At 64.4% G+C, this 25515-nt stretch carries 19 protein-coding genes and 2 pseudogenes; 12 read left to right on the top strand and 9 right to left on the bottom strand.

What is annotated here, in order from left to right:
- The first annotated feature begins 17 nt into the window (after window positions 1-17).
- The 3 genes from ntrX (at window position 18) to hflX (ending at window position 3338) form a co-directional block, all read left to right on the top strand.
- On the top strand, window positions 18-1388 hold the full coding sequence (gene ntrX / locus JQ572_RS30340; RefSeq protein ID WP_211386491.1) for a nitrogen assimilation response regulator NtrX: 1371 nt from the start codon (window positions 18-20) through the stop codon (window positions 1386-1388).
- Between the two features lie 307 nt (window positions 1389-1695).
- Window positions 1696-1944 (top strand): RNA chaperone Hfq, encoded by a 249-nt coding sequence (gene hfq, locus JQ572_RS30335; RefSeq protein WP_007591126.1) that lies wholly within the window; start codon window positions 1696-1698, stop codon window positions 1942-1944.
- A gap of 11 nt (window positions 1945-1955) precedes the next feature.
- Window positions 1956-3338 carry a GTPase HflX gene (hflX, locus tag JQ572_RS30330; RefSeq protein ID WP_211386490.1) on the top strand — a complete coding sequence of 461 codons (1383 nt, stop codon included), beginning with the start codon at window positions 1956-1958 and terminating at the stop codon, window positions 3336-3338.
- 90 nt (window positions 3339-3428) lie between these two features.
- Here hflX and mazG read toward each other — a convergent pair whose 3' ends face one another.
- Window positions 3429-4262: a nucleoside triphosphate pyrophosphohydrolase gene (gene mazG / locus JQ572_RS30325; RefSeq protein ID WP_211386489.1), complete on the bottom strand. Its 834-nt coding sequence runs from the start codon at window positions 4260-4262 to the stop codon at window positions 3429-3431.
- Between the two features lie 127 nt (window positions 4263-4389).
- Here mazG and queC point away from each other — a divergent pair, with 127 nt between their 5' ends.
- A complete protein-coding gene (gene queC, locus JQ572_RS30320) occupies window positions 4390-5103 on the top strand; it encodes a 7-cyano-7-deazaguanine synthase QueC (RefSeq protein ID WP_211386488.1) in 714 nt (237 codons plus the stop codon).
- Between the two features lie 116 nt (window positions 5104-5219).
- Here queC and JQ572_RS30315 read toward each other — a convergent pair whose 3' ends face one another.
- From JQ572_RS30315 to nthA, 3 genes are read right to left on the bottom strand one after another with little or no spacing between them, the layout of a single operon-like run.
- Window positions 5220-5597 carry a nitrile hydratase accessory protein gene (locus tag JQ572_RS30315; RefSeq protein ID WP_211386487.1) on the bottom strand — a complete coding sequence of 126 codons (378 nt, stop codon included), beginning with the start codon at window positions 5595-5597 and terminating at the stop codon, window positions 5220-5222.
- Complete coding sequence (gene nthB / locus JQ572_RS30310; protein WP_211386486.1) at window positions 5597-6256, bottom strand: nitrile hydratase subunit beta; 660 nt, start codon at window positions 6254-6256, stop codon at window positions 5597-5599. The genes JQ572_RS30315 and nthB overlap by 1 nt, the downstream gene beginning before the upstream one ends.
- A complete protein-coding gene (gene nthA, locus JQ572_RS30305) occupies window positions 6253-6879 on the bottom strand; it encodes a nitrile hydratase subunit alpha (protein WP_211386485.1) in 627 nt (208 codons plus the stop codon). Before nthA ends, nthB begins: the two co-directional genes overlap by 4 nt.
- A gap of 63 nt (window positions 6880-6942) precedes the next feature.
- Here nthA and JQ572_RS30300 point away from each other — a divergent pair, with 63 nt between their 5' ends.
- From JQ572_RS30300 to JQ572_RS30270, 7 genes and pseudogenes are all read left to right on the top strand, one after another.
- Entirely contained in the window at window positions 6943-7701 is a 759-nt protein-coding gene (locus JQ572_RS30300) for a hypothetical protein (RefSeq protein WP_211386484.1), read from the top strand.
- Window positions 7702-7732: 31 nt separating this feature from the next.
- Entirely contained in the window at window positions 7733-8539 is an 807-nt protein-coding gene (locus tag JQ572_RS30295) for an enoyl-CoA hydratase/isomerase family protein (protein WP_211386483.1), read from the top strand.
- 113 nt (window positions 8540-8652) lie between these two features.
- A pseudogene (locus JQ572_RS30290) lies at window positions 8653-9242 on the top strand (anion permease); the annotation flags it as partial.
- Window positions 9243-9347: pseudogene (locus JQ572_RS30285) on the top strand (DL-methionine transporter permease subunit); the annotation flags it as partial.
- Window positions 9348-9575: 228 nt separating this feature from the next.
- On the top strand, window positions 9576-10868 hold the full coding sequence (gene fsrB / locus JQ572_RS30280) for a siderophore utilization protein FsrB (protein WP_211386482.1): 1293 nt from the start codon (window positions 9576-9578) through the stop codon (window positions 10866-10868).
- Window positions 10869-11069: 201 nt separating this feature from the next.
- Window positions 11070-11288 (top strand): DUF6894 family protein, encoded by a 219-nt coding sequence (locus JQ572_RS30275; protein WP_211386481.1) that lies wholly within the window; start codon window positions 11070-11072, stop codon window positions 11286-11288.
- A gap of 116 nt (window positions 11289-11404) precedes the next feature.
- Entirely contained in the window at window positions 11405-12232 is an 828-nt protein-coding gene (locus tag JQ572_RS30270) for a hypothetical protein (protein WP_211386480.1), read from the top strand.
- Window positions 12233-12425: 193 nt separating this feature from the next.
- Here the strand turns inward: JQ572_RS30270 and JQ572_RS30265 are convergent, their stop codons facing one another.
- The 4 genes from JQ572_RS30265 to JQ572_RS30250 all read right to left on the bottom strand — a co-directional run bounded on the left by JQ572_RS30265 (window position 12426) and on the right by JQ572_RS30250 (window position 17439).
- Window positions 12426-12944 carry an Hsp20/alpha crystallin family protein gene (locus JQ572_RS30265; RefSeq protein ID WP_211386479.1) on the bottom strand — a complete coding sequence of 173 codons (519 nt, stop codon included), beginning with the start codon at window positions 12942-12944 and terminating at the stop codon, window positions 12426-12428.
- A gap of 198 nt (window positions 12945-13142) precedes the next feature.
- The gene (locus JQ572_RS30260; RefSeq protein ID WP_211386478.1) at window positions 13143-15089 is read right to left on the bottom strand and encodes an ABC transporter ATP-binding protein/permease; all 1947 of its coding nucleotides are present in this window, start codon (window positions 15087-15089) and stop codon (window positions 13143-13145) included.
- Between the two features lie 193 nt (window positions 15090-15282).
- The gene (locus JQ572_RS30255; RefSeq protein ID WP_211386477.1) at window positions 15283-16077 is read right to left on the bottom strand and encodes a sensor histidine kinase; all 795 of its coding nucleotides are present in this window, start codon (window positions 16075-16077) and stop codon (window positions 15283-15285) included.
- Window positions 16078-16242: 165 nt separating this feature from the next.
- Window positions 16243-17439 carry a M24 family metallopeptidase gene (locus JQ572_RS30250; RefSeq protein ID WP_211386476.1) on the bottom strand — a complete coding sequence of 399 codons (1197 nt, stop codon included), beginning with the start codon at window positions 17437-17439 and terminating at the stop codon, window positions 16243-16245.
- Between the two features lie 414 nt (window positions 17440-17853).
- On the opposite strand from JQ572_RS30250, the gene JQ572_RS30245 reads away from it, so the two are divergent.
- A complete protein-coding gene (locus tag JQ572_RS30245) occupies window positions 17854-20967 on the top strand; it encodes an ATP-binding protein (protein WP_211386475.1) in 3114 nt (1037 codons plus the stop codon).
- 46 nt (window positions 20968-21013) lie between these two features.
- Here the strand turns inward: JQ572_RS30245 and JQ572_RS30240 are convergent, their stop codons facing one another.
- Window positions 21014-24829: a Dyp-type peroxidase domain-containing protein gene (locus tag JQ572_RS30240; RefSeq protein ID WP_211386474.1), complete on the bottom strand. Its 3816-nt coding sequence runs from the start codon at window positions 24827-24829 to the stop codon at window positions 21014-21016.
- Between the last annotated feature and the right edge of the window lie 686 nt (window positions 24830-25515).

Raw genomic sequence — 25515 nt, 5'->3', positions numbered from 1 at the left:
GAAGACAGGCGCGACCCATGGCAAGTGAAATTCTGATTGTCGATGATGAGGCCGATATTCGGGATCTCGTTGCGGGCATCCTCGAAGACGAGGGCTTCGTGACCCGGACGGCACGCGACAGCGACACGGCACTCACCGAGATCGCCAACCGCAGGCCGCATCTGGTGTTCCTCGACATCTGGCTGCAGGGCTCCAAGCTCGACGGCTTGCAGCTGCTGGAGCAGGTCAAGAAGGACAACGCCGATTTGCCGGTCGTGATGATCTCCGGTCACGGCAACATCGAGACCGCGGTCGCCGCGATCAAGCGCGGCGCCTACGATTTCATCGAGAAGCCGTTCAAGGCCGACCGGCTGATCCTGGTCGCCACCAGGGCGCTGGAGAACTCGCGGCTGAAGCGCGAGGTCAAGGAGCTGAAGCAACTGGCGCCGAGTGCCAGCTCGCTCGTCGGCCGTTCGCCCAGCATGAACCAGCTGCGCCAGACCATCGAGCGCGCGGCCAAGGCCAACAGCCGCATCCTGATCGTCGGCCCCGCCGGCGCCGGCAAGGAGCTGACCGCGCGCACGCTGCACACCGCCTCGGGCCGAGCCGACGGCCCGTTCGTCGTGATCAATGCCGCCGCGATCACGCCGGAACGGATGGAGCACGAGATGTTCGGCGTCGAGCAGTCCAACGGCGAGCAGCCGCGCAAGGCCGGCGCGCTGGAGGAAGCCCATGGCGGCACGCTGTTCATCGACGAGATCGCGGACATGCCGCGCGAGACCCAGAACAAGATCCTGCGCGTGCTGGTCGAGCAGTCGTTCCAGCGCGTCGGCGGCACCGCCAAGGTGCAGGTCGACGTCCGCATCATCTCCTCCACCGCGCGCAATCTGGAAGAGGAGATCGCGGCCGGCCATTTCCGCGAGGACCTCTATCACCGGCTCTCGGTGGTGCCGATCCGTGTGCCTGCGCTGTCGGAGCGCCGTGAGGACATTCCGGAATTGATCGACTATTTCATGGAGCAGATCTCGGCGGGCAGCGGCCTGCCCAAGCGCCAGATCGGGCAGGACGCGATGGCGGTGCTGCAGTCGCATGTCTGGCCGGGCAATGTGCGCCAGCTTCGCAACAACGTTGAGAGAGTCATGATTCTGGCCGCGGGCGGACCCGAGGTCATCATCACCGCCGACATGTTGCCGCAGGACGTCGGCTCGATGGTGCCGGCGATGCCGACCAGCAACAACGGCGAGCACATCATGGGCCTGCCGCTGCGCGAAGCGCGCGAAGTGTTCGAGCGCGACTATTTGATTGCACAGATCAGCCGTTTCTCAGGAAATATTTCTCGCACGGCCGAGTTTGTTGGCATGGAACGCTCGGCCCTGCACCGCAAGCTGAAGGCGCTCGGCGTCGGCTAGGGCTTTTCGAGCGGAGTTGCATCACGGTTCGCGTCGGGAAAAAGGCGTCAAAGCAACAATCTGGAGCGGCGACGTTGCGGCCGGACCTCAGGGATAAGCGAGGAAAATCATCGATTTCCGTAGTTTTTCGGGGCAATACCGCGTGGGCTGCCGCGTGAAGCGGCTTGCCTAATATGTCCACCTGTCCTCTAATCGCACAGCTGTTCCTTCCGAGGGGGATCTCATGAGGACGGCAACCGGAAGCGGCTCCAGCAAAAGAGGGCCGCAACCGGCGCAATAAAAAGAAACTCAAAGCGAGAAAAAAACAATGGCGGCAGACCGCGCACAAAACCTACAGGACACCTTCCTCAATCACGTTCGCAAAACGAAGACGCCACTGACGATCTTTCTGGTCAACGGAGTGAAGCTCCAGGGCATCGTGACCTGGTTCGACAATTTCTGTTTGCTGCTTCGGCGCGACGGTCACTCGCAGCTCGTCTACAAGCATGCGATCTCGACCATCATGCCGGGCGCTCCGATCCAGTTGTTCGAAGGCGGCGAGGATCAGCCGGCTTGAGAGTGATCTGATTGGAACCCCGGAATTTCGACGGGGAAGCCGACCGTCCGCAGTCGGCAGGGGCAAAGCGAACGGGGCGGGTGCTTGTCATCGGCCCCTATTTGCGGGTGCGCGCAGGCAGTGCCGACGCGCAATCGGAAAGTCATATCCTGCGAAACGCCGAGGCCCGGCTCGACGAAGCCGCGGGCCTCGCGCGCGCGATCGATCTCGTCATCGCCGATGCCATCATCGCGCCGATCAGCCAGATCAGGCCCGCGACCTACATCGGCAAGGGCAAGGTCGAGGAGATCGCCGCGCTGGCCAAGAGCCTCGATGTCGAGCTCGTGGTGATGGATTGCGCGCTGGCGCCGATCCAGCAGCGCAATCTCGAGAAGGAATTGCACGCCAAGGTGCTCGACCGCACCGGCTTGATCCTCGAAATCTTCGGCCGTCGCGCCAAGACCAAGGAAGGCTCGCTTCAGGTCGAGCTCGCGCATCTCAACTACCAGCGTTCGCGCCTCGTCCGCTCATGGACCCATCTCGAACGCCAGCGCGGCGGTTTCGGATTCATGGGCGGCCCGGGCGAGACGCAGATCGAGGCCGATCGCCGCCTGATCCAGGAACGCATCTCCAAGCTCGAGGGCGAACTGAAGAAGGTGCAGGCGACGCGGCGCCTGCACCGCGCCGGTCGCCAGCGCGTGCCTTATCGCGTGGTGGCGCTGGTCGGCTACACCAATGCCGGCAAGTCGACGCTGTTCAACCGCCTGACCCGCGCCGACGTCCAGGCCGCCGACATGCTGTTCGCCACGCTCGATCCGACCTTGCGCGCGCTCACTTTGCCGCATGGCGGCAAGGCGATGCTGTCGGACACGGTCGGCTTCATCTCGAACCTGCCGACGCAGCTCGTCGCAGCCTTCCGCGCCACGCTGGAGGAGGTGCTGGAGGCCGACGTCATCCTGCATGTGCGCGACATCTCGCACGAGGATGCCGAGGCGCAGCAGGGCGACGTCGATGCCGTGCTGCGCCAGCTCGGCATCAATCCTGACGACAGCGGCCGCATCATCGAGGTCTGGAACAAGATCGACCGTTACGGCCCCGAGCAGCGCGAAGAGCTGTTGAACATCGCCGCGCGCAGGCCGGAAGATCATCCGGCCATGCTGGTCTCGGCCGTGTCGGGCGAGGGGGTCGACGCGCTGCTCGCCGCGATCGAGGAGCGCCTGGCTGCCAAACGTACCACGCTCGATCTCTCGATCGACGCCGCCGACGGCGCCGGCATCAGCTGGCTGCATCGCAATTCCGAGGTGCTGGCCAAGGAGCTGCATGACGGCCGGTTCGACATGACCGTGCGGGTCGACGAAACCAAGCGGGATATCGTGGTCAATCGCTTCGACGCCGTGCCGCGTCTTTCGGCCTGAACGATGTCGTCCCGGCGCAGGCCGGGACGAATACCTCGTGATCTATCGATTGCGATTGGTAGAAGCACCGAACGACGAGTCTTCGCCAAACTACTCCTTGGGGTTATGGGTCCCGGCCTTCGCCGCATTCCACAACGCATCCATCTCCGCCAGCGACGCCTGCTCCAGCGTCCGTCCCTGCGCTTCCAGTGCCCGTTCGATGAACGCAAACCGCCGTTCGAATTTCGCATTCGTCGCGCGCAGCGCGGCTTCCGGATCGGCATCGACATGGCGGGCGAGGTTGACCAGCGCGAACATCAGGTCGCCGGTTTCCTCCGCCAGCCCCTCGCTGTCGTTGCGATCGAGCGCAGCCTCGATCTCGTCGGCTTCCTCCCGGATCTTTGCCAGCACGGCGCGGGGGTCGTTCCAGTCGAAGCCGACGGTCGAGGCCTTGCGCTGCAGCTCCATGGCGCGCGTCAACGCGGGCTGGCCGGCCTTCACGCCTGAGAGCAGCGATTTATGCGGCGGCGCCTCCTCCGGTGGCCGGCGTGCGGCGCGCTCGGCCTTTTCCTCGGCCTTGATGCGGTCCCAGACTTCCTTGACGTGGGAGGAGGCGAGGTTGCCGTCCTTGTCGGCGAAGACATGCGGATGGCGCCGGATCATTTTTCGCGTGATGGCCTCGACGATGTCGCCGAAGGCAAACGCGTTCTGCTCCGACGCCATCTGGGCGTGGAACACGACCTGAAGCAGGAGATCACCGAGCTCCTCGCGCAAATCGTCGAGATCGCCGCGGCTGATGGCCTCGACCACCTCATAGGCTTCCTCGATGGTGTAGGGCGCGATCGTCGCAAAATTCTGCTCGAGGTCCCAGGGGCAGCCGGTCACCGGCGTGCGCAGCGCCGCCATGATCTCGATCAGGCGGGAAATGTCGCGGGATGGGGTCATTGCGGGGCAGTCTCCTGGGTCTCCAACCTTATGCCAAAAGCGGCCGGCCGATCCCAGCGCCGGCACGCGGAACAGGCCGATTTCCACCGATTGGCTGATACGTTCCGCAATGCTAAAGCGCGGAGCCATGAGTGATGCATTTTCCTCCGAAACCGCGCTGGTGCTGTTCTCCGGCGGCCAGGACTCGACCACCTGCCTTGCCTGGGCGCTCAGCCGCTTCGCGCGCGTGGAAACGCTGGGATTCGACTACGGCCAGCGCCACGCCGTCGAGCTCGACTGCCGTGAGCGGCTTTTCGACGGTCTCAAGAGCCTGCGCGCGGATTGGGCCGCAAGACTCGGCGAGAGCCACACACTGTCGATCCCGACGCTCGCGGCCGTGTCAGAGACGGCGCTGACGCGCGACGTCGCGATCGCGATGGGCGCAGACGGCCTGCCGAATACGTTCGTGCCCGGCCGCAATCTGGTGTTCTTGACCTTCGCCGCGGCGCTGGCCTACCGGCGCGGCATCACTGACATCGTCGGCGGCATGTGCGAGACCGACTATTCCGGCTATCCCGATTGCCGCGACGACACCATCCGCGCGATGCAGGCAGCGCTCTCGCTCGGCATGGCGAGGTCCTTCGAGCTGCATACGCCCTTGATGTGGATCGACAAGGCCGCGACGTGGCAGCTTGCGCATGACCTCGGCGGCGAGGGGCTGGTCGATCTCATCCGCGAGCAGTCGCACACCTGCTATCTCGGCGAACGCGGCGCGCAGCATGAGTGGGGATACGGCTGCGGCGAGTGCCCGGCATGCAGCCTGCGGGCGAAGGGGTGGCGGGAATACGTGGCGGGGAGGTAGCGCGCCAATCTGCGCTGTCATTGCGAGCGAAGCGAAGCAATCCAGTATCCTTCTACGGTGGCAGTCTGGATTGCTTCGTCGCAAGAGCTCCTCGCAATGACCAACGTGGCGCGAGCTTACCGAAAATCCTCGTCCCGCAGCTCGATCGGCTCGCCGTGCGGCGTCCGATCCGCGGCGTGGTCCCAGGCGTCGCGGTAGCGATGCAGGGTTTCCGTCGAGGCGACGCCCTTGCTGGCGACTAAACCCTCCAGCGTGGCGAGCCAGTGCAGATAATAGGTCTCGCCCGTATCGGGATCACCCGCTGCCTGCGCGCGCTTGATCTCGAAGGCCAGGGCTGCGGCCCATTCGGGCCACGTGAACACGCCGCGCTCGTGCAGGCTCACGGCCATCGCGAAGGCGTGCGCCTCCCAGGGCGCGCGGAACACCGGGCCTTCTTCGTCGCGCGGAATGCTCGGGATCGCCGCTGTCGCGGCGGCAGCAGCGCTACCACTCATTACGCCGGGTCCAGATACGGCTCGAACGCGTCGATCGACACCTTCGAGGTCGGGTCACCGTCCGCGCCCCAGAGATCGCTGCCTTCGAATACGACCGTGTAGAGCCACTGCGGATTCTCGCCGAGCTCCATCGCCGCCGAATCCGGAAACACGTGGCAGCCATGGTTCAGCTCGACGACGCCCACATGGCCGCGCACATAGCGCGGCAGCCGGGTGTGCGTGGTCGGATGGATGTTCCTGGCGCGCACGCGGTCGCCGATGTTGAATTTTGCGGGCGCAGGCGCCGTGCGGGCGAACTTGCCGCGCACCATGATGCGCTCGACCTGGCCGAGATCGAACTTGCCGTGCATGAGCGCTTTTGCCGGTTGAATCGCATGCCCGGCGGCGACCTCCTCTCTCGTGAGGTAGCCCTTCTCGATCAGCATCTCCTCGAGCCCGAGAAACCATTTCTTGTAGTAGGAGCTCGACAGATACACATCCGGCGGCAGCGTCTCGCGATAGAAGCGCGAGGTGTCGATGTTAAAGGCGCCGGCCGCGCCCATCGCGCGCACCATGGCGAGGACGCGCGACTCCCATTCCTCGTGAAACATCGGCTCGTTCGACTCCGGCTCGACCTTGCCGAAGCCGTCCATGCCGCCCATGTCGTGCACGCCGTTCATGACGGCGCTCCGGGCGTCTTGGGAAAGCCGGTGCCGATCATGGAATCGCGCGTGACCAGCTCGGCGAGCTGTTCTTCGCTCCAGCCTTCGGTGCCCTCGGGCCGCATCGGCAGCACGAGGAAGCGCGTCTCGGCTGTCGAATCCCAGACCCGGATTTCCATGTCCTTGGGCAGCGTGACGTCGAAATCGGCGAGCACGCCACGCGGGTCCTTCACCGCGCGCGAGCGGTAGGGCGCGGCCTTGTACCAGACCGGCGGCAGACCGAGCATCTCCCAAGGGTAGCAGGAGCACAGCGTGCACACGACCATGTTGTGCCGCTGCGGCGTGTTCTCGACCACGACGAGATGGTCGCCGACGCGGCTGACATGGCCGAGCGTGCCGATCGCCTTGCTGCCGTCTTCAAGCAGCGCCGTCTTGAAGGCCGGATCGGTCCAGGCCTTGGCGACGACCCGCGCGCCGTTATGCGGGCCGATCTTGGTCTCGTAGGCCTGGATGATGGCGTCGAGCGCGGCCGGCTCGACATAGCCTTTTTCGGTCAGGATCGTCTCGAGCGCGCGCACGCGCAGCTCGGTCTCGGACAGCTCGGAATGATCGTGATCGTGGTGGTGATGATGCTCGCTCATGGGGGTGAAGATAGTCCCAGAATCCGGGCGTTGTCGAGGCGAAGACTCTGCTAACATCGCGCCATGGGCTGGGCTGCACGAACCGGAATGGCCGCCGCAATCGCGGCTCTTGTCGCACTCGCGGCGCAGGATGCGCGCGCCGCGAATGGCGCCTATGCGGTGGATGCCGCCGATATCTCCGAGGTCGGCTCCTGCAAGGTGGAAAGCTGGATGTCGGCGGCGACCAACACGGATTTTTCCGCTGTCGCCAATCCCTCCTGCGTCGTCGATCCCTTCAGGCCGATCGAGCTGAGCCTGCAGACGATCCGGGCCCGCAGCGACGGCGACTGGAGCACGACGGTCGCCCCAAAAGCCAAGACGAATTTCATCCCGACCGGAATAGGCCGGTGGGGATTGTCGGCGTATGGCGGCGGATCATTCGACGCGGCGACCGGCGATGCCCTGTCCGCCTTTGTCGTCATCCCCGCGACCTACCGCCTGTCCGAGACCATGCGCATCAACGTCAATGGCGGCTGGCTCTGGGATCGCACGGTCGACCGCCATTATCTGACCTACGGCATCGGCTTCGACTGGAAATTCACCGACACCTTGCAATGGACGATCGAGGCATACGGTCAGGCCGGCGCCTCCGAGATCGCGAGCGTGGTGCAGCCGCGCTTCCAGACCGGCGTGCGCTACCGGCCGAACGAGATATTCTCCGTCGACGTGATCTACGGCCGCAACATTACCGGCGAGAACGCCAACTGGATCACCGTCGGCACCACGATCCGGTTTCCGGTACCCGGGGCACAGCCCGAGCATCACCGCACCGGTCATCTCTAGCATAAAGAACAACAAGACCAGGGAGGTTGCGTTGACCGACTATGTGAAGATCGAGAAAGGCCTCGGGCCGGAGGGACGGATCGCGGTCGTGCGCTTCGACCGTGGCGACGGCATCAACGCGCTGTCGCCGGAGGCGCTGCGCCAGCTGACCGCGGCGGCGCGCAGCTTCGAGGATGATGCCGCGACGTCCGTCGTGGTGCTGACGGGCAGCGCCGCCGCGTTCAGCGCCGGCTTCGACCTCAAGGATGCCGAAGGACGCTCGCGCAAGGACATGGACCTCGGCACGCTGCGGCGGCACCTCAAGCTCGGGCCGCGACTTACCCATGCCTGGCAGGAGATGGAGCAGATCACGATCGCGGCCATCGAGGGCTTCTGTGTCGGCGGCGGCGTGGCGCTCGCGGTGGCGCTCGACTTCCGCGTGATGGGGCACGATGCCCATCTGCGCGTGCCCGAGATCGGGCTCGGCATGAACATGAGCTGGCAGAGCATTCCGCGCATGCTGCATTTGATCGGGCCGGCCCGGACCAAGCAGGCGGTGATTTTGGCCGACCAGCGTATCAGCGCCGACGAGGCCTATGAATGGGGCCTGGTGGAGCAGGTGACCGACCCCGGCCATGCGTTCGATGCCGCCATGGAGCTTGCCCGCAAGGTTGCCGCGCAGCCGCCGCTTTCGGTCGCCATGACCAAGCTGACCGTCAACCGGCTCGCGCATGCGCTGGACGATCTCGCCAGCCACATGGACGTCGACCAGTTCGCGCTGGCGAGCCTCACCGAGGACCACAAGGAGGGCGTCGAGGCGTTCCTGGCCCGCCGCAAGCCGCGGTTCAAGGGGCGGTAGAACGCAAGGTCAAGCCATTGATCGGGCCGCGGACGGTCCGTATACGCCGCGCTCGGACAAGAGCGGCTCGGTCAACGGGCCGGCAGGACACGATGACAATCGGGGGAGGGCTCATGACAGCCAGTTCTCAGACGCCTGAGGCGAAAGGATTTAGCTGGAAGCTGATCGCGCCGCTCGTGGTGTGGCTGGCGATCTATCTGTGGCCGGTGCCATCGGGGCTCAACGTCAATCAGTGGCACTATTTTGCGGTGTTCGCGGCCGTCATCACCGGGCTGATCCTGGAATCGATGCCGGTCGGCGCGGTCGGCCTGATCGGGCTCACGGTCGCCGGCATCAGCGGCTACATCGACCCCGACCCGACCAAGTCGCTGCGCTGGATGCTGGCGGGCTTTGCCGAGAGCACGGTCTGGTGATCGTCGGCGCCTTCGTGTTCTCGATCGGCTATCGCAAGAGCCTGATTGGCCGGCGCATTGCGCTCGTGCTGGTGCAGAAGCTCGGGCGGAACACGCTCGGCTTCGGCTATGCGGTCGCGATGTCGGACTTCCTGCTCGCGCCGGCGACGCCGTCCAACACCGCGCGCAGTGGCGGCATCGTCTATCCCATCATCAACAACACCCCGCGCATCTACGGCTCCGAACCGGGGCGGACCGCCGGCAGGATCGGCACCTATGTGATGTGGACGGCGTTCGCGTCGACCGCCGTCATGATGCTCGCCGTCGTCGTGGTGCTGATCGCGCCGGTGCAGCTCGTCCAGAGCGCCGGCGATTATCTTGCGCGCCGGGTCAACCGCCGGCTGCGGTATCGCTGACGCCGCTTTCGAGACGTCGCGGACAAGCAGGTTCTTGTCCATCTGGAAACATTCCAAATCCACAACGTGACTGGGCGCATTCGCCGCATGCGCTGTGCACGCGTCTGGAGAAATTCTAACGCGGTTCCTATCGCGCTCCGAAATCGGCTGCGTTACGGCGAGACATCAAAAACGATACCGGCAAAGCCGGCAGTGATGGCGGCCGGACCCGCTTGATGGAAGTCTTCGATGAGAGCGATATTCGGCAGTCTGCATCGCTGGGCGGGATTGCTCACGGCCGGATTCCTGTTCTTCTCCGGCATCACCGGCGCGGTCATCTCCTGGGACCATGAGATCGACGACGTCCTGAACAGCCATCTGTTCGACGTCAGCAGCAAAGGCCCGGCGATCCCGTCGATCGAGCTTGCCAGGACGATCGAGCAGCGCGATCCCCGCGCACGCGTCGTCTACCTCTTCATGACGCCGGAGGAGGGCCACTCGCTGTGGTTCTTCGTCATGCCGCGGATCGATCCCGCAACCGGCAAGCGCTACGCCCTCGACTACAATCAGGTCTTCCTCGATCCCAACACCGGCGCGGAGCTGGGCCGGCGCTATTGGGGCGCGGTTTGGCCGGTGACGCGCGAGAACTTCGTCTCGTTCCTCTACAAGCTGCACTACACGATGCATATCCCGGAGTTCTGGGGCAGCGACCGCTGGGGCATGTGTCTGCTTGGAATCATCGCCATCATCTGGACCATCGATTGCTTCGTCGGCTTCTACCTGACGCTGCCCTCGCGGCGGCGCGCCAGGGCCGCGCGGGCGCCCGCGGTCACGCGCCAGCTCGACCGAGGTTTTTGGGCCCGCTGGGCGCCGGCCTGGACCATCAAGACCTCGGGCAGTGCCTACCGGATCAATTTCGACATCCACCGCGCCTTCAGCCTGTGGACCTGGGGCGTATTGTTCATCATCGCCTTCACGGCTTTCTCGCTGAACCTCTATTTCGAGGTGTTCTCGCCGCTGATGAAGATGGTGTCGAACTACACGCCGACGCCCTATGAGCAGCGGCCGTATCGCGATCTCGACGACCCCATCGAGCCAAAGGTGACCTTCGCCGACATCGCCGCGCGCGCCGCCGCGGACGGCAAGGCGCGAGGCTGGACGATCCCGGTCGGCTCGATCAATTACGGGCCGGCCCATGGCGTCTATGCCGCCGCGTTCTTCCACCCCGGCGACGACCACGGCGCCGGCGGCGTCGGCCCGGCGCAGCTCTATTACGACAGCGAGGACGGCCGCCCGATCGGCGAGCGGCTGCCCTGGGTCGGTACCGCCGCCGACATCTTCGTGCAGGCGCAGTTTCCGCTGCATTCGGGCCGCATCGTCGGGCTGTTCGGCCGCATTCTGATCTCGATCATGGGACTGGTGGTGGCGGCGCTCTCGGTCACCGGCGTCGTGATCTGGTGGCGCAAGCGCCGCGCCCGCGTCCGCGTGCGCGAGACCGCGGCGATGCGCCCGAGCCGGCAGCAACTGACGCCGGCCGAGTAGGGCGCTCGGCTTCGAGCCGAGGCCTGGGCCACGACAGCAGAGTTTGATCGGAATCAAACCGCCCTTGGGAACCTTCGCTAGCCTCGCGGCGTGTTTAACCGATTTGCAGTTACGTCCCCCCAGGGCGTTGTGCCCCTGTTTGCCTTCCTCTCCGACAGGATGGCCAAGCACTCCAGGACAGGTGGACGTGAGAGGATGCTGATGCGCACTTACTATTTCGACATGAAGGACGGCGTTGCGGCTCGGGACAGGTCAGGTCTGGAGTTTGGAAGCGATGGCGCCGCCATAGCCCACAGCAAGAGCCTGGCGGAAGACGTTCGCACGAAAAGGCCGGGAGGACATCCAGATCTCCGGATCGTCGTCATCGACGAGAACGGTCGGGAAGTTCATCGCGAAACGGTCTATTCGAAGAACGGTTGACCATCGCGGAGCCGGCCGAGCAGGGCCCATGACGGCCTGCCAGCTCACCGCGGATGAACCTTCCCGTGAAACAGAGGCACAAAGACAGAAGACAGCTCGTGCCTCCCGGGATCGCTATGAAGTGCCTTGCCTTAGTCTGCCTGCTCGTCCTGGCCACGAGTGCAAATGCGGCCACGCCCGAGCAGCATTATCTCGACCTGCGCGATCGCTACATCGCAAAATTCTCGAAAGCCAAGGAGAATGACGAGACCTATAAGCAGCACGATGCGGCGCTCAAGGAGTTGACCGGCGTGCTGCGAGGCTTCGTGGGACCCATCACGATCAAGGGGCTTCCGGCGGACGGCAAGTCGAACGCCGACACGCTGTTCAAGGGCGATTCGGGCTTCGGCCATCTCGACGGCCTCGGCTTCGCCTCCGAAGGCGACAGGATGCAGGCCGTCGTGACCACCTCCACGCTGCTCAAGCACTGGCTGCGCGAGCACCGCGAGGACGGCATGCCGCAGGAGATCGGCGCGGCATTCAAGTCGGATCGCTTCTACTATTATGCGATCCAGGATTCGGCCTTCGCCAAATATGCGGAGCTGCCGATCACCAAGCCCGCAAACGCGACTGCCGCCGTCGCCGTGCTCGGTGTCCGCGGCAACGGCGATCTGAAGGGACCTCCCGCCGAAATCGACGTCGTAGCGATCCAGGGCGAGAAGGTCTTGTTCCTCGCCGCAAGCGACGCCGTGAAGACGGCCCCGATCCCGGCCTGCGAGAAGGTCTGGACGCAGATGATGGCCAAGCCCATCGACAAGAAGGACCCGCGCGGCGACATGACCCGCGAAGACAATGCCATGACGGCCTTCACGGCGTGCTTCGCCAAGCAAGCACCAAGCCAGAGCTGGTTTGCATCGGTCGTCAAGAAGGCGCAGAGCCAGCTCGATTTGCTGCCGCTGCGCTAAATCGCGCAGCCGCCGAGATTCCAGTCACGGCCGCCCTCAACCGCTGATCGTTCCCCACGTGAATATCTCGCGCTACGGTCGACCAGAAAGACGACAAGCTCGCTTCCACCTTTGGCGAGGCGCCGTCGCCAGCGAACATCAGCGCGGTATGCCTGCCGGCCTTGCGCTCACCTGCTGCAGCGACTGTACAGGGCTAGGCCGCCTTGCCCGGTGCAGCGGCCCTGTTCGATGCAGGGCTCGCGCTCGGCGGCGCCCCCGTCTTGATATCGATTGTCTTGGTGGTCTTCACGGCCTTGGCGGGCTTCCTGATAGCCAGATGCAGCACGCCCTTGTCGAAATGAGCTTCGACGGCTCCCTCCTCCGGCTCGAAAGGCAGAGACATCGATCGATAGAATGAACCGTAGCTGCGCTCCTCGACATGCCAGTCCTTCTCTTCTTTAGTGCTCTCCGCCTTTTTCTCGCCGGCGATGACCAGTTGGTTGCCGTCCAGGCTGACCTTGATATCCTTCTCGTCCACGCCGGGAAGTTCGGCCGTCACTTCGAAGGCATCCTTGGTTTCCGCCACATTGACTGCCGGCGCGCCTGCGCCGATGCTGGACGAGGGCGACCTCTGATCGAAGGCGCGAAGCGCGTTTTCCACGTCACGCCGCATGGCCCTGAAGGGGTCGAATGCAGGCTCCTGGCTGGTGGTCCATAATCTCGGAAGGCTCATCTGCTCTCTCCACAAGTTAGAGAAATATCAAGCAGCAGCCTGCTACTCGCGCTCGCGACGGCCTTGATGTAGCGCAAATTGGCTGGGTTATTTCGAAGAGGAGGGGCCGGTCATCATGACGGAGCTCGCAGGCAAGAGAGCGCGTCAACAAGGTTGACCCGATGATAGTCTGGAGCTTGCCTCGCTGCAGCACCCGCATCATGGCCGGATGGTCAGCAGCCAGTCGTCGAGCCGTTGCAGCCAGCGCCGAGACGGAGGCGGGGCAGGGGGCGGTTTGAGCTTGAGGCGATCACCATCAACTCCATGAACAAGCTGAAGCGTTCGCGTGTGGTAGACGGCAAGATCCGGCCGGTGACCAATACTCAACACGGTGGTCTGCTTCAGCTCATCGTCGAACAGGCGCATGACCCGTCGCTGGCTGTCTTCGTCGAGCGCGGCTGTCGCTTCGTCGAGAAAGACCCATCCCGGCTTGTGCAGCAGAAGGCGCGCAAAGGCGAGGCGCTCCTGTTCGCCAAGCGAAAGTTCCTTGTCCCAGCGCTCGGTCTTGTCGAGCTTGGGAATGAGATCGCCGAGATCGCACCGCTCCAGGGCTTGTCGCACGTCCGCATCAACGAAGGCGTCGGGCGGGCTCGGATAGCTCAAGGCGTTTCGGAGCGTCCCCAGCGGCAGGTAAGGGCGCTGCGGCAGGAACGCCATGGCGCCGGGCGCAGGCGTGAGGATGATCCCGGAACCCCACGGCCAGAGGCCCGCCACGGCGCGAAACAGTGTCGATTTTCCTCGTCCGGTGTCGCCGACGATCAGCACCCGCTCGCCGGGAGTGATGCTGACCGTCGCGTCATCGATGACGATATGCCCATCCGGCAAGAGGATCCGCACGCCCTCGAAAGCAAGATGTCCGTCAGGGTGCAGCGCGCGTTTGATTTCCTCAGCGCCCTGTTCGATCGCAGGCAGATTGTCGAGTGCCTCGCGAAAGCGCGCGACCCGATGGACCGCAGCACGCCAGTCGGCGAGCCGTGAAAAATTATCGACGAACCACCGCAGTGCCAATTGTACCTGGGTGAACGCGCCCGCCACCATGATCAGGCCGCCCAGGGTCAGGTTGCCGCCGAAATAGGCTGGTGCAGCCACCAGTATCGGAACGACGAGCGACAGCCAGCCGATTCCCGATGTGATCCAGGTCAGGTGAGCGAGCGAAGAGGATATCCGTCGCATCGTGTCCACGACGGCCGCCAGCGCGGCCTCGAGATGCCGGCGCTCGTCCGGCTCGCCGCCATGCAGTGCGATACTCTCGCCGGACTCGTTGACCCGAACGAGCGCAAAGCGGAATTCCGCCTCACGTGCGTATCGCTCGCCGTTCAGGGCTATCAGCGGCCGCCCCACGATCCAGGTCAGAGCGGAGCCAATCGAGGCATAAGCGAGCGCACACCAGACCATGTAGCCGGGAATGGCGATGTCATGGCCTGCGACCTGGAACGTGACCTGCGCCGAGAGAGTCCAGAGCATGCCGACGAAAGCTATGAGCTGGAGCAAGGAATAGACCATGCCGCAGCCGAGGTCGGCGGTGTAGTCGCCCAAAAGACGGGTATCCTCCTGAATGCGCTGGTCCGGGTTGTGACCATACTCGCCGGCAAAGCCGAGCTGATAGACGCGCAGCGGCTTGAGCCACTCGGCCAGGAGATGACGGGTGATCCATTCGCGCAGCCGAAACTTCAGGCGCTCCTGGAGAAAAGTGTTTGCGACCGTAAGCGCCAACAAGACAGCGATGATGACAACGAACGTCTGGAGATCGTGAACGAAACCCGACAGATCCTTGCGCCCGACGGCGTCGAAGAACCGGCCGTTCCAATCATTGAGCTGGACTTGTCCAAACATGTTGGCAATGGTGACGACAGTCGAGGCTACGAAGATCGCCATCACGCGCCGTCCCCCTTCGGCGCGAATACGCGTGAACACGCCCAGGTCTCGGGCAAGATTGAAATCGCCTGTCGGCGCAGCCTTGACCAGTGCGTCGGCGAGAGCGGGCCTGGCGGCCGCTCCCGGCATCATTTGGATTGAAGGCTGCGCGGCCCGCGACAGCGTCGGAATTGTCTCCGCCGGGCGAGCGACGGCATCCGGAGCAGCAGGTGATGCAGCGCCCGCCTTCATACCCCGGGGTCCACCTTTGTTGCGTGGCTGAACCGTGTTGACTTGCCCAGCGAGTCCCCGCATCGCATGCGCTGGCCGTCGGTCCACCTTTGCAAGGATGCCGAATGCTTCTCGCGGTTTGAGTTTGACATCGGCCTATACTGTTTCGCGAGCTGGTTTTCAGCGCCAACTGTTCGCGGCTTTTGGCGAAGGACTATGAAACGCTTGCTCCCGTCGGTTCGGAAAACAGAACCGTAAATCGGGCCCCCTGACCATCGGCGCCACGGCTGATCCGCAACTCACCGCCAATCTGGCTGGTGAAGGATTGAACAATTCTCATCCCCAGCCCCTTGTTCGCGCCGGGATCGAACCCCTCGGGCAAGGCCGGGCCATCGTTGGAAACCGATAGCGCGTAGCGATGATCGAGATCCGGCTCCAGCCTGATCACGATACGACCTCCGCCGTACTTTGCGGCGTTCGTGATCAACTCGCTGGCGATGAAGCCGAGCGAAATGGCGATCGGGGCAGGCAGGTTGAGTTCGCTACCCTCTACGCTGATTTTCCCGGGAACCCCGTCCGATGACGACATCGCGGAAAAGTCGCGACCAAGGTCCTCCAGGAACTTCCTGAACGCTATTGTTTTCGCACCCTCATAGGAATTGAGGCGGTGGTGGATTCGCGCAATCATGGAAACGCGATTGGCCGCCAGCGCCAATTGTGAGGCCGCTTCCGGATTTGTCGAACTGCGGCTTTGCAAAGAAAGCAGACTGATGGTCATCTGGAGATCGTTCAACAGCCGATGATCGGATTCCGCCTTCAACAGTTCTTGTCTGTGGATCAACTCGTCCTTTTCAAGAAGCAGTGCCTGGCATTGCGTCAGCGCTCTTCGCAGCTCGATCTCCACGAGCCGATGATCCGTCAGCCCCGCAGCGAGCGACGGCCGATCCTCGTTCCGGAAAATCACGCCCGGGGGGAGGTCGGAAACGCCTGTCGAACGTTCATCGATCATGCTACCGGCCCCGTAAAAGGTATTCGCGGCGTTCCCCTACGAAGTGAGCCTAGAGCCGGATAGCGAGGGCCAGATTGACCCAAATCAACCATGTACGGCACACGACATTGTCCGCCCCGACGTTGGAGGCGTCATTGGTCAGAGTCCGCCGATGATGGCGCTGCGCTAAAGCGCGCTGCCTCCCAAATTCCAGCCGCGGCCGCCCTCGCCAAAGATCTCGTATCCCGTCGCCGTCACCACGACTGTGTCCTCGAGCTTGATGAAGCCGCGCTTCGGATGCTTCATGGTGGTCTCGATCGACACCACCATGCCGGCTTCGAGCGGCAGTCGGGCATCGGTGTCGTCGTAGGGGACCGGACCCTTGGCGGTCAGGCGAGGGGCCTCGTGGCTGACGAGGCCCATGCCGTGGGCCAAGAACTCCGTGCAGTCGCGCTGGGTGATCTGGGCGAGCTGCCGCTCGGCCGCAACATAGATGTCGCCGCCCATGGCTCCCGGCCGGACCGCGGCAAAAGCCGCGCGCTGCACCGCCTCGATCTCGGCCAGGCAGTTCTTCAACTCGGCATCGGGCTGGCCCTGCACGGCCATGCGCGCGAGATCGCCGATATAGCCGTGATAATTGCCGCCGGAATCCAGCGACAGAACCTCGCCTTGCTCCCAACGCTGCGCCGAAGGCGCCCGGTTGTGGCTGCTGCCGCAGGCGAGCAGGCAGTATTCGAAGGTCAGGCCGCGATTGGCCTCCGCGATCCGCAGCGCATCCGACAGTTGCTGCTTGGTGGTGCCCGGCCCGTGCCCGGCGATCACCTCCAGCATGGAGGCGATGACGAGCTCGGACGCCGTCTTGAGTTTTGCAAGCTCCTCCGCCGACTTGACCGCACGGAGCCGCTCCAGCACCAGCAGCGCGTCCTTCAGCTCGGCGCCGGGCAGGGCGTCGGCCAGCGCGCGGCCCGCATCCATCGGCAGGAACGCCATCTCGACCCCGATCCGCCTCAACGGCACGCCGGTGTCGCGGATCAGCGCCACGGCGCGCGTGATCGCGTCGACCGAGCCGTTGGACTCGGTCCTGACCTGCGCCACCCACGGCGGCGCAACGGTGCGCTGATGAGTCTCCAGCCGGTGCCCGACATAGACTGCGTGCTCCGGCTTGCCCTTGGGATAGACCAGGACCGGCAAATAGCGGCTGACGCCGAGCGCATCCATGTAGTCGAAGAAGATCGCGCGCTCGGCGCCCAGCAGGTACTGCACATTGTGCTTGGAGGTCGCGATCAGGATGTCGAGACCGGCTGCCTCCATGAGGCGATCGAGCTTGGCGGCATCGAATGGAATGGCGCGCGAGCGACCTGCGCGGGCGACGTTCTCCTGCATGACGAACCTCCCGATAAATGGCGCGGCTTGAACGCCTGCGTCCGCTGTGTGGTTTGCCTCAGCGACAACTCTCGTCCTGGAGCGGGGTTCTGGGTAGCCCAGGATTTGGCCGGACTGACCTGCGTGTATCCCTTGAGCACATTGAAATATACGAAACTTCAATGATTCCAACGGGACGGCGCAGTCAATTCAAGGCCGATCCGGTCGCATTTCCGGATGTCGCCCGGGGGAATTGCGTCAGGTCAGGAAAACGGCATCACGACCGCCGGCGGCAACGGTAACCTTGCTTCCATACCCACCTCTCGCGGAGGGTAGCCGGGATTGTACGGGTGTGTATGATGCCCTGCGGCATCCGGTCCGGCGCCAGCGGGACCGTGCTTGCTGTTCGGGAACGAGCTGGCCTCGACAGCGACGATGAACACGCAGACCCGCAATCTGAAAGGCGAACGTCATCGACTGACGGTGCTTTTCTCTGACCTCGTCGGGTCCACCGTTTTGGGTCGGGACATGGAGTCGGAACATCTTTCCGAACTCCTCGGCCAATTGCGGGAGATCTGGCATCGCGCGGCGGCCAAGCACGGTGGTCGCGTCATCAGAACGCAGGGGGATGGTGCCCTCACCGTATTCGGCTATCCCCGTTCGGGCGAGGACGACGGGCGTCGCGCCGCAGAAGCCGCAATCGATATTCACATGTGGGTCGGGGAGTTGCGCCACGGTGGCGTGTCGCCGGCTCTGATGCCGCTTCGCATGCACTCGGGCATCCACGCCGGCACCTTGCTGCTGACGGAAGGAGATATCGAATCCGGCCGGTATGACCTGATCGGCGACGTCGTGAACACCGCCGCGCACCTGTCTCGTCACGCGGCCCCCGGCCAGATCCTTGCCAGCATCGATGCCCTGGGGCCGCATGCGCATTTCTTCGAGCTCGGCGGTCACCTCGACACATCGGGGTCGGCGTCCGGAATGCCGAAGGCGCGTGTGGTGCTGAGACGAAGCACGGTAACCCGGCGATTTGAAGCAACGTCGCGCCGCGGCTTGACACCCTTCATTGGCCGCAACGAGATATTCGACTTTCTGACAGGCTTTCTCGGCCAGGCACAGCCGGCGACGCAACGTTGCGCGGTCGTCGTCGGAGGTCCCGGGCTCGGGAAGACGCGGCTCCTGGAAGAAGCGCTGCGACACTGCGGTACTGATCAGTTCAAACTGTTGCGGGGCAACTGCGAGAGTTATGTCGGTGCCGAGGTCCTGCAGCCGTTCCTGCAGATGCTGCGCGCGTATCTGGGCGTAAGACCGGACACATCCGTCATCGAGGCCGGCGAGACGGCTCGTGCGGCCCTGCAGCCATGGGCTGGCCAGCTCGGTTCGCGTGCTGAATCGATCCTCGGGCTGGCGTCGACCGGCGCCGATGCGCGCGGCGGCCGGATGACCGTCGATGGCGTGGTCGGTGACCTGCTCGGGTTCTTTGCGGCCCTGTCCGCGCGGGGTCCGCTGGTGCTGGTGATCGACGACTGGCAATGGTCCGACGACGCGAGCCGGCAGCTGCTGGAGGCGCTCCTGCAATTGCCCAATGGACCGCGCGTCGTCCTCGCCAGCCGGCCGCGCGACGACGGCACCGACTGGATTTCCAGCGCGCCGCACCTGCTCCTGGAGCCGTTTCAGGGAGCGGAAACCGACCTTGCGGTACGACGCTGGGTGCCACAAGCCGATCCCTTCATGGTGGCGCGCGTCCACGCGTATGCCGGCGGGGTGCCGCTGTTCATCGAAGAGCTGTGTCACTCGATCGCGGCCAACGATCCTGTTTCGTTCGAAATGCGCAGCAAGCAAGGATGGATCGCAACGCTGGTCGCCTCGCGGCTGGCGCGCCTTCCGCCGGACGAAATGAACATGGTGCGCGCCGCTGCGGTCATTGGAAACACGGTGCCGAACGGGCTGCTGGTTTCGGCCTGCGGCTGCGAGCCCGACCCGGCGACGGTGCGGGCATTGGCCGACGCGGATTTTCTCTATGCCGATCCAGCGGGCGACGTGCTTCGCTTCAAGCACGGCATCACGCGGGACGCGGTCTACGACACCATTGGCCTGCACGAGCGTCAGGCATTGCACAGGCGCATCGAAGCCACGCTGCTGGCGCGGTCCGAGCAGGTCGACCGCGAAGACACGCTGGAGGCGCTGGCCTACCACTCGCGCGGCGCAGGTCATTGGGAAAGCGCGGCCCATTATGCCGAACGCGCCGGCGACAAGGCCATGGCTGCTTTCGCGCTGGACCGTGCCCGTGCCCAGTATCAGATTGCCATGCAATCGCTCGATCGCGTGCCGGATCGCTCGCGCGAGCAGTCACTGCACTGGTGCCTGCTCGCCAACAAGCTCGGCATGGCCAACATATTCGACCCGCTCTCGTTGACCGACGACACCACCGTGTTCGAGCAGGCGGTCGCGGTCGCGTCCTCGCTCGGCGACACCGGCGCGATGGCCAGCGCATACGAATGGCTTGGCTACATGTGCTACGGGTTCGGCCGCTTTCGCGAGGGCGTGACACACACGCGGACGGCCCTGGAATTGGCACGCAAGCTCGGTGATCACCGACTGATCGCCCAGATCGAAGCTGCGCTGGGCCAGATTCTCGCCGCAAGCTGCCAATATGACGAAGCGACCGCATTGATCGACGCTGCCATCTCGGCCCAGCAGCAACGCAGCCGCCGGCACGGCGCGATCTCCTTCGGCTCGGCCTACGCATTGTCGTGCAAGGGCAGTGTCCTGGCAGATCGCGGCGATTTCGACGGTGCCCAGGACTGTTTCAGCGAAGCGATGGCCCTGGTCGAAGGCTCGACCCACCCGGTCGTCAGTTCGGTGCGCAATTGGGTCTCGGTCGCGCTGATCTGGCAAGGCCGCTGGCAGGAGGCCGAGCGACTGGCCGTCGAGGGCGCGCGTGTCGCCGAGAACATGCGCAGCCTGCTGCTGCTGGCGGCATGCCGCGCCGCGTCCGGATTTGCCCGCTGGTCGGCGACCGGCGATGCCGACGGCTTGCAGCAATTGCGCAACGCAGCCCAATGGATGGAGCGGCGGAACTTCCACTTCTACACGTCGGTTCAATATAGCTGGCTGGTCGAGGCGGCGGCGGCCGAAGGCGATGTCGAAACTGCACGGCGGTACGCCGCCCATATCCTCAGCCGCGCGCGTGAGGGCGAGCGGCTGGGCGAGGCGGCGGCTTGCCGCTCGCTCGCGAAGCTCGCAGCCCTGCGCGGGGACTTTGGACGAAGCCAGCGCTGGTTGCTCCGAGCGGAAACCTCCGCAGGCTGGCGCGGTTCGCTGCGCGATGCGGCCCTGAATCTGGCCGCGCGCGGCGAGCTGCTCGCGCAGCAGGGGCACGGGGAGGCGGCCCACCAGGCCGCAACGGAAGCCGCCGAGAAACTATCCGCGCTCGGCATGCATTGGCACGCGGAGCAGGCGATCCGCTCCGTAGCCGGTACGCCCGTCATCCGCGCCAACGGTCAGCGCAACCTGCTCGGTGGCGGCCAGCATTATGCCGTCTAGCCAAAGCGCGATGAGATCAGGACGATTGTCATCGCGCTTTAGGTGTCTAGGGGGAGGGTGAGCCCGGCTGCGCGGGGACCCGTCCGTCCATCGTCAAGCTCAGTGGCATGGGGCCGGTACGCAAGGGCAGGGTCGTCTCCACCAGTGCGCTGAAGAATCCCAGCATCACGGCCAGCGCCGGGTCTGCTCCGGGACACGAATGCGTGGGATGGCCCGCGACCCTGCGGTTGCCACCGAAGGCGTGATAGATGTCCTGACGGCCTGCGGCGAGGCTTTGCTGGGTGGCGGAGATGGCGCCCGCGACGATGATGTCTCCCGGTCTGATCTCGACATCTCCGATGGTGTGCGAAACGATGGCCGTCCGCCAGATCAGTTCGGGTACCGCACGCAATTGCATAGCCGGGATGAAGTCGTCTCTCAGCCGGTTGAGGGCATCGGTGTAGTCCTTTGCCACTGTGCCGGCATAGCGAGCGCGCAACGCCCACAGGGTTCCTTCGCGCAGCCATTCGTTCAATATCCTGCGCAGGTTTCCGTCGACGGTCGGAATGAAGCCCATCATGGCGCCGGCGATCGTGCGCGCCACGAACGGGATGTCGCCGGTGCCCCGCGGCGAGTTGTAAACGGCCTTCGTCACGGGTCCGTTTGTCGGCCCGGACTGCGTCAGGAAACCTTCCATGGCGCGGCGTGCAGCATCGCCATGTGCCGCGCCGACCTCTTCCACCTTCTTGTTTGGATGGGGCTGGAAGATGTAGCGCGAGGGCGACAGGAAATGGCCGGGATAGCCAGGCGGCTCGCCTTGCTTCCAATCCCAGCGATAGCCGGCGCGGCGGAAATGGCCGCCGGCCTCGCTCAACCCGAACCACTCTTCGCAGAAGGCGCCGAGCAGCGGATCCACCAATTCGTGCACGTCGACGGTCAGTTCCCAGCTGGCTTCGCCGTCGGCGGCGGCATAACCAATGGTCTCCTTGACCATGAAGCCCAGCACCTTCTGTACGACCGCGCGCGCCAGCTCGAATGTGGCGAATTGGTCGAGGGCCATGATCGCAGCGTTGCAGACAGCAGATTCCTGCTCGTAGACTTGGTCTGGCTGTCTGGCGTCGCGGCCAAGATAGAGGATGCCGAACGACCGCGTCATGCGGGGCAGGTAGCCGGTGATGGTCAGCTTGGTGTCGGAATCGGCGAAGACCTGGTAGACCAGGTCGCGGTCGGCCACCAGGACTCCGAAGGGAGTGCGAAGCGCTCCGCCGTGACGCTCGCGGATCGCAGCCCAGATCGACGCGTTGACGAAATGCGAGGCTGAATCCGGATCTTCGAGCGCCGTCTTCCACGCGTCCATCGCCGCGGCTTCGCCCTGCCGCCTCTCGATCAGGCGCAGACGCGCGATCTCTTTTTCGCCCTCATCCGCGCTCCACGTCACCGCCGGCTTGCGCCCCTGGCTCGCCGCCCATTGCTGCAGGTCGGCAAGCGCCTTTTTCGATGGCGCAAAAAAATACGCGCCCCATTCCAGACGGACGAACGGACGGGGTTCGTCGTGGAGCCGGTCCGAGCCGTCCAGCGCGACGCGAACGGTCTGACCGCCATGCTCGAAACGGAAATGTCGAAGCCGGCCGGGTTCGGCGAGGCCGAGGAAAGGATCGCTCTCGCCGGAGAACGAGCCCGAGCTGTTGCCGCCGGCGAGCCAGCTCTGCACCACCTCGAACTGCTCGCCGAGGCTGGCATTGTAGGCCATGAAAACCAGGCCGCGCTCGGGTGGCGGGGCGGATTTGGCGGCTTGCGGGTCGACGGGCGGACCATAGGACATGCCGCGCCTGACGATCCGAGGGGGCCGGGCGCCGGCATCCGCCTTGGTGATCGGAACGCGCGGATTGGCGCGCCGAATGTGCGCGTGAAACGGGCACAGCTGGGCCTGCGCATCGGCCTCGTAGTTGAAGTCGTTGCAGTCCTTGTCGGGGGGCGGAGTAGGGGTCAGCGGCTGGCCAGCCTGGGGATGGCCCGTCGGCCAGCGTCCCATCATCTTGGCCATCAGCGTTTCGCGCGTCAGTACAGGTGTATCAGCCGCAACCGTCTCGGTCGCCTGTCGCGTGGCCCGGGACAGGACGTCCTCGAGCTGCTCGACATCCTGTCGCAGCTTACGCAGCGCCATGAAGCTGCCATCGCGGAGCATCGCATGGGCACGATTGGTCGCGTCGCCGAGCGGCGCCGTCGCGTCGGCAAGGGTCGGATAGCCGCACAGAATCTCGCCGAGATGCACCTGATTGGAATAGCCCTTGCCGGCCCGGCTCTTATCCAGCACCGGATTCGAGCTGCCGTCGGCGAAACCGAAATGGTCCTTCATGTTGGATCCATCGCGCTGCCGCTGCATCCACTGAATCGAGAGCGGCCTGACGCCCGAATCCACCTCGACCAGGCGGCTCATTTCAGCCATCAACGGTTTTCTCGCATCCGCCGCCGCTTGCGGGTCCTTGTTCGCGTCCTTGGTCAGCAGGCGAAGCTGAAGGACTGCATGCACGGAGCTCATGCTGATGCGCGGCGCCGGGTCGTTTTCGCTCAGGTCTGGCGCATCGATGCCGCGCGCCCAGTTGCTGGCCGGAAGGCGCCAGCGCTGGGGATGATTCCAGCGCACGTCGCCGAGCAGGCCGGCGCGTCTCTCCATGCCCTGCAAAAACTCTTCCGGCAGCGTGCGCACCTCTGCGTCGGTCAATCCGGCGTGACGCAGCCCCTCGACCGTGAATGCGATGTTGGTGACGATCTGGCCGGGGGCGAGCTCGTCAGCTTCGGACGTCACCCGCAGGACGTCGAGAAACGCCGCCAGTGCGGCCGGATTGGCGAACTGCAACAGCAGCAGGCAGCCGTGATCCGAAGCGGGGTAGGCGGAGAGAATCCCGCCCTGCACGTTGCTGGGATCCTGCAACGGCGGTTCGGGCGGCAGGGCGAGCGGCAGATTGCTCCGTATCGGCGCCACGTCGGGCGGGGTCAGCAACCAGTTCAGGGCCTCTTCATAGCGCCGGCGGGCGCGCTTGACGCCTTCCGCGTAGGGCGGGGCGTTGATCATGGTGACGAATTCCGGGAGCAGCTCGTGGGCGGCCCGATGCAGAACCACCCCGTCATGCGTCCCCGGCGGATAGAAGTCGGCCAGATGATAGAGCCCCGCCAGCGCCAGGATACCGTGGTGAAAAGCAGGCCGGCCGGCGGCTTCGATGGTGAGTGGTTTGCTGAAGCCGGAGTTGGTCGGATCGACGCCAGCCTTGCCGTCGACCGGGAATATCGAGCGTCGCGCGATGTCTTCCGGCGACGGAATCCTGGTCCGCGTGACGATCTGATCGGCACCGGCGCCCGAAGCTCGCCGATAGACCCGCTCCTCCATCCGCAGGAAGCGCGTGTCATCGACGGTCAGGTCGGGGGTGGCATAGAGGAAATACGCTTCGGTCTGCCTGCTCTTGAGCCAGATGCCCCAGTTTTCGTAGGTGTTTTCGTAGCCCAGCACATAGCCGTCGGTATTGCAGAAGATGAGGTCGAGCAGCCGCGCGGCCTTTTGCCAGATGACGCGCACATAGGCTTCCCAGGAGCCGTCGAATGTCGCGGTCAGCAGCACGTAGTCCACGGCGTCCTCGGCGTCGTCCTCGGGTTCGAGCACGGCGATGCCCACGGAGTGGATACGTCCCACGCGGTCCACGGAGTCTGACAGGACGCGGGCGAGCTCGTATTCATACGCGATGGCGCGCCCGCCATTCAGCGCCCGCAACACGTATTTGACGCGCGTCTTGTATGTGGTCGCATCGAGGGAAGGCACGAACCCCTTCTTGATCGGAGCCATCACCCTGAAATCGGAAGTGCCGGCCATGCTGCCGGTCTTGATGGTCAAATCGCGACGCATCGATTTATCTCCCTGGTGCAGGCGCCCGACCCCTCGTCGCGCCTTGCTAAAACACAACCGTAACGTGTCTTTTTCCGCAAATATGTAATCTGCCCCACAATGTTGCGGGTGGGGTCATGGACTTTTACCGACGGCTGTCGGACGGACGGTCCTTGCAGCCGCGTATCGAGCCGATACAGCCATTCAACTCTGGGGTTCCCGCGGCCTTGCTTCTATGAACTGGCCCACAATCCCGAACTTTCCTTCGCGGTCCGCAGACCCGGAAAGCGTCCTGAAACCCATTGCGCAGATATGGCTGAGGGCCGGGGGACCGGCGCCGGCGATCCCACGTTCGATCGCGCTCGAGGTTGGCTTTCGGGACCCACGATCTCGCGCGGTCGTGCGGGTGCATGAAGCTTGTTCACGAGGCGAACCGTCCGACATCGGTGCAGTCGCGACCAGGCGGCTCTCTGACGGTCCTCTGGCGTATCAGGCTACTCAGGATCCGGGCGCACCAACTCAAATCAGGGCGGTGGGGCGAACCGCATCCAGGCATCCCGAGCCATATCGCCGATTCGCATAAGGTATATTATGGAATATATTTATATAGAATTGGATCAATAGCTTAGGCAAAACTCCTACTGCCGCGCCTTCGCTTTGGCGCCGTTTCCACGCCGTGCCTCGACCACTGTGCC

Origin of the sequence: Bradyrhizobium sp. SZCCT0153 (genome assembly GCF_018129995.1) — a bacterium.
Classification (GTDB): domain Bacteria; phylum Pseudomonadota; class Alphaproteobacteria; order Rhizobiales; family Xanthobacteraceae; genus Bradyrhizobium; species Bradyrhizobium japonicum_G.
This window is presented reverse-complemented; position numbering and strand designations above follow the sequence as displayed.

Bases quoted from the DNA above. Each gene is read 5' to 3' on its own strand.
- ntrX (WP_211386491.1), top strand. From the start codon at position 18: ATGGCAAGTGAAATTCTGATTGTCGATGATGAGGCCGATATTCGGGAT.
- hfq (WP_007591126.1), top strand. From the start codon at position 1,696: ATGGCGGCAGACCGCGCACAAAACCTACAGGACACCTTCCTCAATCAC.
- mazG (WP_211386489.1), bottom strand. From the start codon at position 4,262: ATGACCCCATCCCGCGACATTTCCCGCCTGATCGAGATCATGGCGGCG.
- queC (WP_211386488.1), top strand. From the start codon at position 4,390: ATGAGTGATGCATTTTCCTCCGAAACCGCGCTGGTGCTGTTCTCCGGC.
- JQ572_RS30315 (WP_211386487.1), bottom strand. From the start codon at position 5,597: ATGAGTGGTAGCGCTGCTGCCGCCGCGACAGCGGCGATCCCGAGCATT.
- nthB (WP_211386486.1), bottom strand. From the start codon at position 6,256: ATGAACGGCGTGCACGACATGGGCGGCATGGACGGCTTCGGCAAGGTC.
- nthA (WP_211386485.1), bottom strand. From the start codon at position 6,879: ATGAGCGAGCATCATCACCACCACGATCACGATCATTCCGAGCTGTCC.
- JQ572_RS30300 (WP_211386484.1), top strand. From the start codon at position 6,943: ATGGGCTGGGCTGCACGAACCGGAATGGCCGCCGCAATCGCGGCTCTT.
- fsrB (WP_211386482.1), top strand. From the start codon at position 9,576: ATGAGAGCGATATTCGGCAGTCTGCATCGCTGGGCGGGATTGCTCACG.
- JQ572_RS30275 (WP_211386481.1), top strand. From the start codon at position 11,070: ATGCGCACTTACTATTTCGACATGAAGGACGGCGTTGCGGCTCGGGAC.
- JQ572_RS30270 (WP_211386480.1), top strand. From the start codon at position 11,405: ATGAAGTGCCTTGCCTTAGTCTGCCTGCTCGTCCTGGCCACGAGTGCA.
- JQ572_RS30265 (WP_211386479.1), bottom strand. From the start codon at position 12,944: ATGAGCCTTCCGAGATTATGGACCACCAGCCAGGAGCCTGCATTCGAC.
- JQ572_RS30260 (WP_211386478.1), bottom strand. From the start codon at position 15,089: ATGAAGGCGGGCGCTGCATCACCTGCTGCTCCGGATGCCGTCGCTCGC.
- JQ572_RS30255 (WP_211386477.1), bottom strand. From the start codon at position 16,077: ATGATCGATGAACGTTCGACAGGCGTTTCCGACCTCCCCCCGGGCGTG.
- JQ572_RS30250 (WP_211386476.1), bottom strand. From the start codon at position 17,439: ATGCAGGAGAACGTCGCCCGCGCAGGTCGCTCGCGCGCCATTCCATTC.
- JQ572_RS30245 (WP_211386475.1), top strand. From the start codon at position 17,854: ATGAACACGCAGACCCGCAATCTGAAAGGCGAACGTCATCGACTGACG.